This is a genomic window from uncultured Dialister sp. (genome assembly GCF_900538805.1).
Taxonomy (GTDB): Bacteria; Bacillota; Negativicutes; order Veillonellales; family Dialisteraceae; genus Dialister.
In genome coordinates this window covers 1-13,819 of the sequence record NZ_UPZP01000059.1, presented here as the reverse complement: position 1 = coordinate 13,819, position 13,819 = coordinate 1, and the positions used below count along the sequence as shown (strand labels likewise).

The 13,819-nt window shown below is 53.0% G+C and carries 12 protein-coding genes and 1 riboswitch; of the genes, 11 read left to right on the top strand and 1 reads right to left on the bottom strand.

What is annotated here, in order from left to right; genetic code table 11:
• Positions 1-363 precede the first annotated feature (363 nt).
• Positions 364-461, top strand: a riboswitch (TPP riboswitch).
• 43 nt (positions 462-504) lie between these two features.
• Positions 505-1,812, top strand: coding sequence for a phosphomethylpyrimidine synthase ThiC (gene thiC / locus QZQ29_RS06310; protein WP_296961269.1), 1,308 nt, complete (start codon positions 505-507; stop codon positions 1,810-1,812).
• Between the two features lie 595 nt (positions 1,813-2,407).
• Positions 2,408-4,057 carry an AAA family ATPase gene (locus QZQ29_RS06305; RefSeq protein WP_296961267.1) on the top strand — a complete coding sequence of 550 codons (1,650 nt, stop codon included), beginning with the start codon at positions 2,408-2,410 and terminating at the stop codon, positions 4,055-4,057.
• 100 nt (positions 4,058-4,157) lie between these two features.
• On the opposite strand, the gene QZQ29_RS06300 is transcribed toward QZQ29_RS06305, so the two are convergent.
• Positions 4,158-4,598 carry a universal stress protein gene (locus tag QZQ29_RS06300; RefSeq protein WP_296961265.1) on the bottom strand — a complete coding sequence of 147 codons (441 nt, stop codon included), beginning with the start codon at positions 4,596-4,598 and terminating at the stop codon, positions 4,158-4,160.
• 623 nt (positions 4,599-5,221) lie between these two features.
• On the opposite strand from QZQ29_RS06300, the gene rimP reads away from it, so the two are divergent.
• From rimP to ribF, 9 genes are all read left to right on the top strand, one after another.
• The gene (gene rimP / locus QZQ29_RS06295; RefSeq protein ID WP_296961262.1) at positions 5,222-5,692 is read left to right on the top strand and encodes a ribosome maturation factor RimP; all 471 of its coding nucleotides are present in this window, start codon (positions 5,222-5,224) and stop codon (positions 5,690-5,692) included.
• A gap of 21 nt (positions 5,693-5,713) precedes the next feature.
• On the top strand, positions 5,714-6,874 hold the full coding sequence (nusA, locus tag QZQ29_RS06290) for a transcription termination factor NusA (protein WP_296961260.1): 1,161 nt from the start codon (positions 5,714-5,716) through the stop codon (positions 6,872-6,874).
• Positions 6,871-7,137 carry a YlxR family protein gene (locus QZQ29_RS06285; RefSeq protein ID WP_296961257.1) on the top strand — a complete coding sequence of 89 codons (267 nt, stop codon included), beginning with the start codon at positions 6,871-6,873 and terminating at the stop codon, positions 7,135-7,137. Before nusA ends, QZQ29_RS06285 begins: the two co-directional genes overlap by 4 nt.
• The gene (locus QZQ29_RS06280) at positions 7,130-7,441 is read left to right on the top strand and encodes a ribosomal L7Ae/L30e/S12e/Gadd45 family protein (protein ID WP_296961271.1); all 312 of its coding nucleotides are present in this window, start codon (positions 7,130-7,132) and stop codon (positions 7,439-7,441) included. Before QZQ29_RS06285 ends, QZQ29_RS06280 begins: the two co-directional genes overlap by 8 nt.
• Before the next feature lie 17 nt (positions 7,442-7,458).
• Positions 7,459-10,062: a translation initiation factor IF-2 gene (gene infB, locus QZQ29_RS06275; protein WP_296961254.1), complete on the top strand. Its 2,604-nt coding sequence runs from the start codon at positions 7,459-7,461 to the stop codon at positions 10,060-10,062.
• Between the two features lie 507 nt (positions 10,063-10,569).
• Positions 10,570-10,923, top strand: a complete 354-nt coding sequence (gene rbfA / locus QZQ29_RS06270) for a 30S ribosome-binding factor RbfA (RefSeq protein WP_296961251.1) — start codon at positions 10,570-10,572, stop codon at positions 10,921-10,923.
• Positions 10,920-11,885: a bifunctional oligoribonuclease/PAP phosphatase NrnA gene (locus QZQ29_RS06265; protein WP_296961248.1), complete on the top strand. Its 966-nt coding sequence runs from the start codon at positions 10,920-10,922 to the stop codon at positions 11,883-11,885. The genes rbfA and QZQ29_RS06265 overlap by 4 nt, the downstream gene beginning before the upstream one ends.
• The gene (truB, locus tag QZQ29_RS06260) at positions 11,885-12,736 is read left to right on the top strand and encodes a tRNA pseudouridine(55) synthase TruB (protein WP_296961245.1); all 852 of its coding nucleotides are present in this window, start codon (positions 11,885-11,887) and stop codon (positions 12,734-12,736) included. The genes QZQ29_RS06265 and truB overlap by 1 nt, the downstream gene beginning before the upstream one ends.
• Before the next feature lie 7 nt (positions 12,737-12,743).
• Entirely contained in the window at positions 12,744-13,670 is a 927-nt protein-coding gene (gene ribF / locus QZQ29_RS06255; protein WP_296961241.1) for a riboflavin biosynthesis protein RibF, read from the top strand.
• Positions 13,671-13,819: the final 149 nt, after the last annotated feature.

Below are 13,819 nucleotides of genomic sequence, written 5' to 3'. Positions count from 1 at the left end.
GCAGAATCGAATTTCATATGTATTTTTATCCAATGCTACGTCATAAGTCTCCTTAAATAGCTCGCTATTCGCGTCGACTGATTCCTTGCATTGAATAAAAACACAAGAATGAAATCCGATAACGATTTAATCAGCACTTCCCTGTTTGCAGGTGACTTTTCTGTCATGCGTGGCAAAGTGCCATAATGGCAGGAGATTTCGAGGTTCCGCTACGATCAGCTCGAAATGACAGGAAGGGGAGAGGCAATCTGACAATAGACGACAGACGTCAGACTTCTATCCTCTATTCTCTATCCTCTTTTTCAATTGTTTCCCCAGGCATTGTTTTTGATTTCCGGTAGACGCGGTATGGTATAATACATACATACATGCTGGGGGAGTCGAAAGACTGAGAGGATGGTATCCGACCCTTTGAACTTGATGCGGTTCATACCGACGTAAGGAAGCAGGAAATCTGTTTGTTCAAAGCCCGCCATGGCGGGCTTTTTTTCATGGGAGGAACTTATGACACAGCTGGAAGCGGCAAGACAGGGAATCATAACGAAGGAAATGGAAACGGCGGCTCGTGAGGAAGGGGTATCTGTGGAGTTTATCAGGCAGGGCGTGGCAGAAGGGACCATTGTCATTCCTGCCAATATTTACCACAAGTCCCTCCATCCCTATGCCATTGGTAAGGGCCTTCGGACGAAGATGAATGTGAATCTGGGGATTTCAGAGGATGTGTGCAATTATGAAACGGAGCAGGCCAAGGCAAAGCTGGCCTGGGAAATGAAGGCGGAGGCCATTATGGACCTGTCCTGCTACGGGGAGACCGCGCCTTTCCGGGAATGGCTGGTGAAGAACAGCCCCGCTACCATTGGTACGGTGCCCATGTACGATGTGAAGGGAGTGCTTCACAAGGGACTGAAGGATATGACCGCCGACGATTTATTCTCCGTGGTGGAACGGCATGCGAAGGACGGCGTTGATTTCATGACCATCCATGCCGGGCTGAACCGGGAAACCGCAAAGCACATTATGCGGAACAAGCGGATTACCAATCTGGTGTCCCGGGGCGGCTCCATTCTTTTCGCCTGGATGTACATGCACGGGAAGGAAAATCCCTTTTACGAACAGTTTGACCGCCTTCTGGAACTCCTGCGGAAATACGATGTCACCCTGTCACTGGGAGACGGCTGCCGCAGCGGCAGCGGCCATGATTCCACCGATGCCATCCAGATTTCCGAACTCATCAATCTGGGAGAACTGGTGCTTCGTGCCAGGAAGGCCGGCGTGCAGGTCATGGTGGAAGGACCGGGGCACATGCCTATTTCCGATGTGCGCATGAATGTGGAAGTGGCCAAAAAGCTCACCCACGGCGCACCTCTCTATGTGCTTGGCCCCATTGTTACCGATGTGGCACCGGGGTATGACCACATTACCGCCGCCATCGGCGGAGCCCTTTCCGCATCCTGCGGCGCCGATTTCCTCTGCTACGTGACACCGGCGGAACATCTCCGCCTGCCGGACGTGGACGATGTGCATGAAGGCATTGTGGCCTCCAAAATCGCCTGCCATGCGGCGGATTTGGCCAAGGGCGTGAAAGGAGCGGCGCTCTGGGACGAAAAAATGTCCTGGGCCAGAAGAAAGGTGGATTTCAAGGAAATGATTCCGCTGGCCATCGACCCGGCCAAGGCAAAACGGTACAGGGAAAGCAGCAAACCGGAAGATGAATTCACCTGCACCATGTGCGGCTCCATGTGCCCCATGAAGACGCTTGATGAAATCCTGAACAACCGGAATCCGGAAGACGATCCCTTTGAAAAGCAGTAAGAAGGGACTGTAGCAAGGAATGATAAAAGCGGTGCCTTTTGAAATAGAAGGCGCCGCTTTTTCAGTGTGAGGAAGCGGGTTGCCGGTTTTCCCCTCCCGCCGCTGCCATGACCGGATTTCGGCAGCCCCCGCCTCCCACTCGTCATCCTGAGCGAAAGCGAAGGATCTCGATAAGAGTCGTAAATGACAGATATATCGGTCAATACTAGTGGGCGGGGAGGCTGAAAATACCAGACTCTCATGACACCAATATCGCCTGCCGCTGTCATTTCGACCGCAGCGAAGCGGAGTGGAGAAATCTCACGCTCCAATGGAACACGTCGCAATGGGGCAGGAGATCTCTCGACTCAGAGTAACAATGAGTCCAAGTCCTTTACCACCCATACCGCATGCTGCTCCGCTCGAGATGACAATGGAGGCAGCCTCCCCGCCTCCCACTCATCATCCTGAGCGAAAGCGGAGGATCTCGGTAAGAATAGAAGATAGAAAATAGACGTCTACCTTCTACCTTCTATCTTCTTTCGCCTGTAATCCTCCTTTTTCATCATGATATAATAAAGAAAAGGAAAAATGCAGATGTGAAGGAGGCAGGGCCATGTTTATATCCCATATGCTGGTAGAAAATTACCGTACCTTTCGTCATGTGGAGCTGCACTTTGACAGCCGGGTGAATTATATCGTAGGGGATAACAATATCGGGAAAAGTAATTTTCTCACCCTTTTGAAATCCATCACCCATGGATACGGATTCAAGGAAAGCGATTTTCTGGATGCCGATGAACCGATCCGCATACAGATTACCCTGTCTTCTGAAGATGACGGGCTGAAGGACACGGCCCATTTGGAACTCCGGCAGCATGTGCGGCAGGTGGTGCCCAAGCTGTATAACATGGACAGCGGAGAGGAGCTGCCGCTGGAGTATACGCGATGCCTCTTTTATATTGATTTTGCCCTAGATGAGGTGCCCCGGAAAATGATTTCCGAAGAGGACATTGCGAAAACCATTTCCATCTTTGAAGGGTACCTTTCCGGTGGGCCCGAAGTGATTGAAGAGGTGGAAAGGCTTTTGAACCAGAAGGGATTTCACTTATCCCTCCCGAAGGATGATGCCCGTAAGGCCACCCTGGTTCTGTTCAATGAAATCTTCCGCTCCATCGCCATCGGCACGTCCTATGATTCTACCATGAAGCTCATGATTGCCGTCGGGGTTTCCCTTCTTATCAAGATGATGAGGAAGAAGGAAAGCCGGGCCATTTCTTTTGAAAATATGATTATCACCGACCAAAGGGGGCGCCGTTTCCTTCCGGTGACGGTGAGCATCGACGAACCGGAGCTTCATCTCCATCCCTACCTGCAGAGGGCTATGCTGGCCTTCTGCCGCTCCATTCTGAATAACGAGGAACCCTTCTTCCTGAAGCTGGTGCAGACCATACTGGGAGTGGACGGGCTGAACGGCCAGCTCTTCGTGGTTACCCATTCCACGGACTCCCTGGTGAACGATTACCGGCAGATTATCCGCATTTACTGGGATGACAGGAAGAAGGTGCAGGCCGCCTGCGGCGCGTCCTTCCACTTTGACAGGGAAATCGAGAAGCACCTGATCATGCATTTTCCGGAAGTGAAGGAAGCCCTGTATTCCAAATGCACCATCCTGGTGGAAGGGGAGACAGAATACGGCTCCTTCGGTTATTTTGCCAAGACTTTGGGAGTGAATTTTGACTACCACGGCATCTGTCTTATCAATGCACGGGGAGAAAGTTCCATTTCCAAAATCGCCCAGCTGGTGCGGCGCTTCCACATACCGGCGGTGTGCCTTTACGACAGGGACGTCATGGGCACGGCAAAGCAGTCGCCCTATGTGTTTTTCACCGATTTCATCTGTTATGAAATGGACGTGGTGAAGTCCTGCCTTGCCCATCGGGGAAGGAAGGCCTTAGACCAGGTCATTGGGGATATGGAAGACGCCGGCGATGCGGTGAATACGTCCCTCATTAAAAAAGCAGGTGCCAAACTGGGACTGCCCAAGGGCTACTATCCGCCGGTGAAGCTGAAAAACATCAATCCAAGAAATCGGGAGGCCCTGGAGTTCTACTACTTTGCCTGGCTTTATGGAAATAAGGGGGTCATCATCGGAAGAACCCTGGGAAGGAGCCTCTCTAAAGAACTGATTCCCCCTGCCTTTGCCCGGGTGATTCAGGCGGCGGTGCAGTTTTCCGGCGGAAGCGGAAAAGCGGCAAAAAAATGATGGCAGTGCTTCCTTAAAGCTTTCAGTGAAAGTGAATATTGAAAAAAGGCCGTGAAGAAATGATTTACATTTTCTCACGGCCCTTTTTGACTTGACCTATTTATTTAATAATGAACACGGAACATTTCACGTTGCTTACCAGGTGGCTGGAAACGGAACCCATGAGGAGACTCTTCAGGGCGCCTCTGCCGCGGCTGCCCATGATGATGAGGTCGAATGGCTTCTGAAGAGTCAGCGCCACCAGCTCTTCACCGGGGTCGCCTACACGGAGGATGAGGTGGCGGGGGATTTCCTCAGGCACCAGCTTATCCGCTTCGTCCAGAAGAATTTCACCGGGGTTCTTCGGCGGCGGCTCATCAGGAGCGGCGGATTTTGTAATCCGAACCTTTTCCTTCGGCTCTTCGGCAGGAGCCACGGTTGCAATGAAGAGCTCGGCGCCGGGAATGAGCCGGGCCGTATCAGCAGCCACAGCCAGTGCTTTCTTCGCATAGGAAGAACCATCGTAAGGAACGAGAATCTTTTTGAATTCCAACATTTTCATCAGCCCACCTTTCTTTATCAAATTGTGATGAATGAACTATTCATCGCTTTCTATCTATATTTTATACCTGAATCGAACGGCGGTCAAAAAACGTGCCCTGCCATGCGGGAAAGGATGAAGTCCCTGAAAGCTGATACCATGGGCATCTGGAGGTATTAAAATCTTTCTATAAGTACCTTGAGAAAAATTATTATACCGTATATTGATGGATAAAATAGAAATACATACTATATGTAGGAGAAAACAGTAAATCAGACCGCTGCTTGGGCCTTGCGGTGTATAGGAATTCAAGAATCAAAGCAGACAATGATTTGAGGAAGCGCTTCCTTAGAATGGCAGTTGATGGGGAAGGTAATCCCGTAACGCCACCTTTATGCTCATCGCCCGGAGGGCGATACCACAACCCTCACCGCCGCAGGCGGTGTCAAACCTCCGAACCCTCCGGCCGGAAGGCCGGTTAATCTTAAGAACCTTTTTCTTCGGAACCCGGGCCGTTTTGCGGCCCCAATGATTTGCCACCCTTTACATAGTGTGATATAATCTAACTGTAAGTGTGTGTATAGAGTTTCCTGTAGAGTGAGCTTCGGCTCACTCTTTCTTATATTAAGGATAAGGGAGGGCATATGGCGCGCAGGGATGTGGAAGAAGCGGTGGAAAAGCTGCTGGAGCCAAAGCTTGAGAGTGAAGGCCTGGAGCTTGTGGATGTGGAATATGTGCGGGAGAGGAATTGGATTCTCCGCATTTACATCGACAAGGAAGGCGGCGTGGATTTGAACGACTGCCAGACGGTGAGCGAGACGGCCGGGGCACTTCTGGATGAGGCGGACCTGATTCCGGATAATTACATGCTGGAGGTTTCTTCTCCGGGCCTTGACCGTGTGCTGAAGAAGGACAAGGATTTCATCCGCTACACCGGCGAGGACGTGGATGTGAAGCTCTTTGCTCCCCTGGAAGGGAAGAAGGGGGTCAAAGCCTTTACGGCCAAACTGCTTGGTCTTGGTGAGGAGGGCTCTCTTCTTCTGGAAACGGAAGAGGGAAACATTTCTTTAAGTAGAGATAAGATTTCGCAGGTTAGACTGCATTTTTCATTTTGATTCCGGGAGGAAATGGACATCGTGAATTTAGATTTAATCGAAGCAATCAAGGGCCTGGTGAAGGCGAAAAAGGTAGACGAGAAGGTCGTTTTTGATGCACTGGAAATGGTGCTGCTCACTGCCTACAAGAAGGAAACCGGCAGCAATGCCAAGTCCTCTGTCACCCTGAACAGGGAGACCGGAGATTACCATATTTATGAAGAAAAGATGGTGGTGGAGGAAATCGACCCGGCCTCTGAAAATGCGGTGAATGAAATTTCCGTGGAAGATGCCAAGAAGATTGACAAGTCCTATGAAGCAGGTGATATGCTCCGCATCGAAGTGACACCGAAGAATTTCGGCCGTGTCGCTGCACAGACTGCCAAGCAGGTGATGATCCAGAAGCTCCGGGAAGCGGAAAGAGGTTCTATTTATGATGAATTCTCCGGCCGCGAAGGCGATGTGATTACGGGCACCGTGAAATGGAGCGAATCCCGCACTATTTTCGTAGACCTGGGCCGGGTGGAAGGCATCCTTCCCTATGCGGAACAGATTGAAGGGGAAGAGTTCCATCCCAATGATAAAATCAAGTGCTATGTGCTGGAAGTGAGAAAGACCACCAAGGGACCGGAAATCATCCTGTCCAGAACCCATCCGGGACTCTTGAAGAGACTCTTTGAACTGGAGGTTCCTGAAATTTACAGCGGCACCGTGGAAATCAAGAGCGTGGTCCGCGAAGCGGGTTCCCGTTCCAAGATTGCCGTTTACGCCATGGACCCCAAGGTGGATCCGGTGGGCGCCTGCGTAGGTCCCAAGGGCCAGAGGGTGCAGAACATTGTGAACGAGCTTCATGATGAAAAAATCGATATCGTCCGCTGGGATGAGGATCCGGCCGTATACATCGCCAACGCCCTGTCTCCGGCCAAGGTGATTTCCGTTTCCGTATGGGAAGAAGAAAAATCCTCCTATGTTATCGTTCCTGATTACCAGCTGTCCCTGGCCATCGGTAAGGCAGGCCAGAATGCAAGGCTGGCAGCAAAGCTGACAAACTGGAAGATCGATATCAAGAGCGAAACCCAGGCCAAGGAAGAGGGCTTCGGCCAGGCCGATGAGGCGGAAGACGACGATATCCTGGGAGATATTGAAGCCGGCGGTGATGCTGAGGCTCCGGCAGTGGAAGAAGCGCAGGAGGATAGGGAATGAAGGTAAAGAAGATTCCCATGCGCATGTGCGTGGGATGCAAGGAATTAAAACCGAAGAAGGAACTCCTCCGTATCGTAGTGCTCCCTACGGGAGTCATCGAAGTGGACAGGACAGGCAAGAAATCGGGCCGCGGCGTATATGTGTGCGATGACATGGACTGCTTCAACAAGGCCTATGAGAACCATGGTCTGGAAAAGTCCCTGAAGCGTCCGGTGTCCAAGGATGTGTACGAAGCGTTGAAGGCGCAGATTGAAAATGGATGAGCCCATTTACAGGATGCTTGGCCTTTGCATGAAAGCAGGCAGGCTGCTTTCCGGGAATGAACAGGTGTCGGAAGGACTTAAGAAAGGGCAGGGCGTCCTGCTGATTGTTACAGAAGACAGCTCCCCGCGGACAAAGGATGAATATATAAAAGCTGCTGAACGATTCCATATTTCCTCAAAAATCTTTGGAGAAAAGGAAAGACTGGGACAGGCCCTGGGCAAAGGGGTCAGGACGGCAGCGCTGATTACAGATAAAGGATTCGGAAAGGCAATCGCAGAAAAGATTGACCGCCGGAAATCATAAAGGTTGGGAGGCTGCTTATGCAGAAGAAAAAGAGAGTATATGAATTAGCCAGACAGTATGGCAAAACAGAGAAAGAGGTGCTGGACGTACTGAAAAGCCACAATGTGGACATTACCAGCAGACTGAGCGGCGTAGATGACAATGGCTGTGCCATTCTGGAAAAGGCATTTGCTGCCAAGAAGAAACCGGCCAAAAGGCCGCCCATGCGCACCGTGCGCTTCGACCAGCAGGGCCGTCCTACGGATCGGAAGAAACAGGAAACAGGACGGAAATCCTACTCTTCCTTTGAAGTGCCGGAAGAACCAAAGCCCGCTCCCCAGGCAGAAGCGCCTGTAAAGGCAGCTCCCAAAGCGGAAGCACCGAAGGCGGAGAAGAAAGAAGTGAAGACGCCGGTTCATGAAGAGGCAAAACAGGCGCCGAAGGCGGAAAAGAAGGAAATCCGGAACCGTGACGACCGGCAGGGCAGCCGCAAAGACGGCAGGAATGACCGCCAGGGCAGAAACGACAGGAATAACCGAAATGACCATTCCGGAAGGGACGGCAGAAACCGCAGCGAAGGCGGCAGACCCTCCAGAAACGGTGAACGGAGTGAAAATCGGAATGACAGGAATTCCCGTCAGGACAGGAATGACAGAAATGACCGCTCCCGTCAGGACAGAAGAACCGGCGACAGGAATAATCATCCCGCTGCTCCCACTCCGGTAGAAGAAGCACCGGCTTCGGCACAGAGAAGGGAAAAACCGGCCAAGAAAAAGTCCAAGAAGGACTGGGAAAGAAGCCGCCGGGAAAAGGAAGGCGGCTCCCTGATGGCCAGATCCCTGAACCAGACCAAGAAGAAAAAGCATATAGCTGAAAAGAAGACTGCCTCCTATCCTACGGAAGTGGAACTGCCGCCCAGCGTGACGGTGAAGGAACTGGCGGAACTCTTCGGACGCGAAGTCAGCGAAATCATTAAGCATCTCATGATGGACGGCGTCATGGCCACCATCAACCAGAACCTGGACCGGGACACCATCGAAATCCTGGCGGAAGAATTCGGCGTCACCCTGAAGGAAGCAGCCGCAGCAGCTGATCCTACCGAATACACACCGGCTCCCGATGATCCCCGTTTCCTGAAACCCAGACCGGCAGTGGTTACCATCATGGGCCACGTAGACCACGGCAAGACCACCCTTCTGGATGCGCTGCGCCAGACCAATGTGGCCATGCACGAAGCCGGCGGCATTACCCAGCGCATCGGCGCCTACCAGATTCGCTACAAGGGACACAAGATTACGTTCCTGGATACTCCGGGCCATGAAGCCTTCACGGCCATGCGTTCCAGAGGCGCCCAGATTACGGATATCGCTGTCCTCATCGTGGCGGCCGACGACGGCGTTATGCCCCAGACCATCGAAGCCATCCACCACGCCAAGAATGCAGGGGTGCCCATTATGGTGGCTATTAATAAGATTGATAAACCCGGCGCCAACCCGGACCGCATCAAGGAAGAACTGTCCAAGGAAGGCCTTCTGGCAGAAGACTGGGGCGGCGACGTCATTATGACCCCCATTTCCGCGAAGAAGAAAATTGGTCTTGATGACCTCCTGGAAAATATCCTGCTGGTGGCTGAAATGCAGGAACTCAAAGCCAACCCGAACCGCGAAGCCTACGGCGTAGTCGTAGAAGCCCAGCTGGATAAGGGCAGAGGCCCCGTCATGAGCGTTCTCGTACAGAACGGCACCCTCCATGTGGGCGACGGCATCCTGGCCGGCAAGAGCTGGGGCCGTGTCCGTGCCATGACCAATGAAAACGGCAGGAAACTGAAGAACGCAGAGCCCTCCGCTCCGGCGGAAATCCTGGGTATGGACAGCGTACCGGAAGCAGGCGACCATTTCTACGTGATGGACGAGAAGAAGGCCAGAGCCATTGCAGAACTCCGCGCTTCCAAGGCCAAGGAAGAAGAACAGCGGAATGTACAGAAGGTTACCTTGGACAACATCTTTGAAAAGATTAAGGAAGGGGAAATGAAGGAACTGGATATCATCATCAAGGCCGATGTCCAGGGTTCCGTAGAAGCACTGGTACAGTCCCTCCAGGGCATTAAGAGCGAAGAAGTCCGTATTTCCATCGTTCACTCCGCCGTAGGCGCCATCAACGAATCCGATGTCATGCTGGCTTCCGCATCCCATGCCCTCATCATCGGTTTCAACGTTCGTCCTGATGCCAATGCCCGCGGCATGGCGGAAAAGGACGGCGTAGACATCCGCCTCTACCGCGTCATTTACGACTGCATCGACGATGTGAAGGCCGCCATGGCCGGCATGCTTTCCCCCACCATCCGGGAAGTGGTGTTGGGCCATGCGGAAGTTCGCCAGGTTATTCATACACCGAAGGTCATCGTAGCCGGCTCCTATGTACAGGACGGCAAGATTACCAGCACCTGCCAGCTCCGCCTTATCCGTGACGGCATCGTTATCCACGAAGGCAAGATTAACTCCCTCCGCCGTTTCAAGGATGATGTAAAAGAAGTGGCAGCAGGCTTTGAATGCGGCATCTCCATCGACAGCTACCGTGACGTGAAAGAAGGGGACCAGCTGGAAGCCTTCGAACTGAAGGAAGAAGCGGCTGAACTGAAGTAAGGACACGCCCTTTCGGGCGTGAGGGTTCAAAGGGTTCGGCCCGCTGAAAGCGGGCTGGTTCAAAAGGTTCATAGGGTGGTGGTGGCGCCTTAAAATAATTGAAGGCGCCATTATGGTAAAACCTTTACTACCGGGCTTCGCCCGTGGGAAAACCATACAACCGCCCTGCGGGCGAGGAAAATGCCCGTTTTTGCGGTTTTCGCTGCCTTTGGCAGCACTGCCGCCGAAAACGGTCAGCCGACAAAAGGAAGGCCCTTTTATGGGCAGGCTAAGGGCCAACTTCGGCTGACTTGGAGGTCCTATGCAGGACCTCCACAGCATACAAACTCATCGCCCATAGGCGATACCTTCCCCTTTGAACCCGCCTGCCGAAGGCAGGCAGAACCCTTTGAACCTTCTGAACCCGGGGCCGCGGAGCGGCCCCTCATATATAATGATTTCATAGTATCCGCCTTTATCCAACTGCATAGAAGGCGGATATTTTTATAAAAACGTGAGGTGAAACCCATGTCTGAATTGCGAGTACGGAAAGTACAGGAATTTATCAAGCAGGAAGTGAGCAATATGCTCCTTCACGATTTGAAGGACCCCCGCATCGGTTTTGTGACGGTAACGGGAGTGGAAGTGACCGGCGACCTTCGGGAAGCGAAGATTTATGTATCCCTCTTTGGCAGCGATGAACAGAAAAAGGCCTCCCTGGAAGCGCTGAACAAGGGGAAGGGCTTTGTACGCCGGGAGCTGGGGCAGCGGCTGAAAATCTACTACACTCCGGAGATTTCCTTTGCCGAGGACACCTCCCTGGACTATGGCATGCACATTGACGGTCTTTTGAAGAAGATTCACAAGGAGGACAAAGAATGAGCCTTGGTTTGAATCATGCGAAGGAAATCGGAAAGAAGGAGGCCTGGGATTTCCTGATGAACCATCACCGCTTCCTTCTGGTGGGCCACGAACATCCCGATGGAGATGATGTAGGTTCCATCTGCGCCCTCCACAATGTGCTGGTACAGCTGGGAAAGGAAGCGGACATCCTTCTTCCCGACCCGGTGCCCCATGTGTACCGCCTTATTAAGACAAGCGCCCTGGTGCATACAGAAATGCCGGAGGGGAAGGACTATGATGCCCTGGTGTTTACGGACCTGGGAAATCTGGAGCGCGGCGGAAATTTCAATTTCCCCGATGTGGACAGCCTCTGCATCGACCATCACCGTTCCAATGAAAGGTACACCGACTATCTCTACCTGCAGTACAAGTACGCTGCCACCGCGGAAATGCTGGCAGAAATGTTCTTCGACGCCGGAATTACCATGGACGAGGATACCTGCAACGCCCTGTACATGGCCATCGGTACGGACAGCGGCTTCTTCAAATTCTCCTGCACCTCCGCCCACACCCTTCTCATGGCCAGCCAGCTGGTAGCCATGGGTGCCAAACCGGACTACATTGCCAACCGGCTGGACGAAAAGACGGAGGAAGCCATGAAATGCTACCAGCTGGTGGCAGGCACGGTGCACTCCTACCATGACGGGCAGATCGTCATCGCCTACATGGGGAAGGAAGCCATGGAGCTGGACGGCGAAAATTCCGATTACTATGCCTCCATTCCCCGCTGCATCAAGGGCTGCCAGATTGCGGCGCTCTTCAAGTACAAGGGAGAAAAGGAAACAAGGATTTCCCTTCGTTCCACGGAACACGCCAATGTGGGCGACCTGGCGGCAGAATTCGGCGGCGGCGGCCACTGGAAGGCCTCCGGCTGCACCATCCATGAAAGCTTTGAGGACGCAGAGCCGCTCTTTGTGAAGGCTGCGGAGAAATATCTCTGATGGACGGCGTCATCAATGTGGCAAAGCCGAAGGACTGGACCTCCTTCGACGTCATTGCCAGACTTCGCCGCATTTACCACCAGAAGAAAATAGGCCACGGCGGCACCCTGGATCCCATGGCGGAGGGGGTGCTCCCGGTTTTTCTGGGAAGGGCTGCCAGGCTCATCGAATACGCTCCTATCCACACCAAAACCTATGAGGCCGTCTTCCGCATGGGCCTTGCCACGGATACGGAAGACATGACAGGACAGGTTATAGAAGAGGGGCCCATCCCGGAGGACCTTTCCGTCTTTGAAAGGGCAGCGGAAAAATTCCGGGGCCCCATCATGCAGGTGCCCTCCAGCTACTCCGCCCTTAAAGTCAATGGAGAGCGGGCCTACAAGCTGGCCCGGGAAGGAAAGAAAGTGGACCTTCCTGCCCGGCCTGTCACCATTTATAAACTGGAAATTACAGAGACTGCGCCGCCCTTCCTTTCCATGACCGTCACCTGCTCTGCGGGCACCTACATCCGCGCCCTGGGAAGGGACTTGGGAAAAGAAGCGGGCTGCCTTCTCACCATGAGTGCCCTTACCAGGACCGAAATGGGTCCCTTCTCCCTGAAGGATGCCAAAACGCTGGAAGACATTGAAAAGGACCCGGATGGGGCGGTGATTTCCGACCTCCATCCCATCCTTTCTGCCCTGCCGGCCGTCGAACTTTCCGAAAAGGAAGGAGCTGATTTCCTCCAGGGAAAAAGGATTCGCTTCCATGGGGAAGACTGCGGCAGGACCGCCGTTTTCTGCGGCCCCCGTTTCCTTGGCATCGCCTCCCTTTCCAAAGGCATCATTCATCCGAAAAAAGTATTTTCCTGAGGCTTCTATGGAAATTTATCATTCATGGGAAGAACTTCCCAAAAATCAAAAATTCGTGCTGGCCATGGGCTTCTTCGACGGCTGCCACAGGGGCCATGAGGAAGTATTCCGCATGGCAAAGGAACTGGCAAAGGAACAAGGCGCCCTGCCCGGCGTCTTCACCTTCTGGCCCCATCCCATGGCGGTCCTTGCGCCGGATGTGCATGTGCCTCTCCTCCAGAACCGGGAAGAAAAGGCGGCCTCCATGGCAGAAGCAGGCATGGCCTTTGCCCTCTTCCTTCGTCCGGACAGGAAATTTCTGGAAGAGGCGCCGGAAGAATTTCTGGAGAAACTGGGACAGCTCCCCGGTCTCTTTGGCCTTGCGGCAGGAGAAAACTTCACCTTCGGAAGAAAGGCTAAAGGAAACAGCAGGCTCCTGGAAGAATGGTCGCTCAGAAAGCATGTGCCTGTCCGAATTGCCCGTCTGAAAGCAGAAAACGGAAAAACCGTTTCCAGCACCGCCATCCGGCAGCTCATCCAGAAAGGACAGGTGAAAGAAGCGGCCCGCCTTCTGGGAAGGCACTACACCATTACCGGCGACGTGGTTCACGGTTTCCGGCGGGGCCACGAAGTCCTGGGATTTCCGACTGCCAACCTTTCCTTCACCGAAGACCGCGTCCTTCCCGCCGACGGCGTCTATGCCGCCTATGCAGTGATAGACGGAAAGAAATACTCCGCCATCACCAACATAGGCAAAAATCCTACCTTTGAAGGAAAGGAAAGAACCATAGAGACCTTCATCTTCCACTTCGACAGCAGCATCTATGGGAAATCCTTCACCCTGGAATGGATGGAAAGGATCCGAGGAGAAATCCGCTTCCCCACGCCGGAGGCACTGGTGGAACAGATTAAGAAGGATATACAGGCGGCGGAGAAGATAGAGGGAGGAAAGTAGACATCAGACGTCAGATATTAGATGGTATATTGTAAATAGTCAATGGTGGTGCGGCGCCCTTTGGGGGGCGCCGTTTTTTGTCTATAGAAAACCCCCGGTTAGACCGGGGGTTCCAAAAAGCTTTAGCGATGAGTCTTTAATGGTTTATA

Coding starts and splice junctions, on each gene's coding strand:
- thiC (WP_296961269.1), top strand. CDS start 505: ATGACACAGCTGGAAGCGGCAAGACAGGGAATCATAACGAAGGAAATG.
- QZQ29_RS06305 (WP_296961267.1), top strand. CDS start 2,408: ATGTTTATATCCCATATGCTGGTAGAAAATTACCGTACCTTTCGTCAT.
- QZQ29_RS06300 (WP_296961265.1), bottom strand. CDS start 4,598: ATGAAAATGTTGGAATTCAAAAAGATTCTCGTTCCTTACGATGGTTCT.
- rimP (WP_296961262.1), top strand. CDS start 5,222: ATGGCGCGCAGGGATGTGGAAGAAGCGGTGGAAAAGCTGCTGGAGCCA.
- QZQ29_RS06285 (WP_296961257.1), top strand. CDS start 6,871: ATGAAGGTAAAGAAGATTCCCATGCGCATGTGCGTGGGATGCAAGGAA.
- QZQ29_RS06280 (WP_296961271.1), top strand. CDS start 7,130: ATGGATGAGCCCATTTACAGGATGCTTGGCCTTTGCATGAAAGCAGGC.
- infB (WP_296961254.1), top strand. CDS start 7,459: ATGCAGAAGAAAAAGAGAGTATATGAATTAGCCAGACAGTATGGCAAA.
- rbfA (WP_296961251.1), top strand. CDS start 10,570: ATGTCTGAATTGCGAGTACGGAAAGTACAGGAATTTATCAAGCAGGAA.
- QZQ29_RS06265 (WP_296961248.1), top strand. CDS start 10,920: ATGAGCCTTGGTTTGAATCATGCGAAGGAAATCGGAAAGAAGGAGGCC.
- truB (WP_296961245.1), top strand. CDS start 11,885: ATGGACGGCGTCATCAATGTGGCAAAGCCGAAGGACTGGACCTCCTTC.
- ribF (WP_296961241.1), top strand. CDS start 12,744: ATGGAAATTTATCATTCATGGGAAGAACTTCCCAAAAATCAAAAATTC.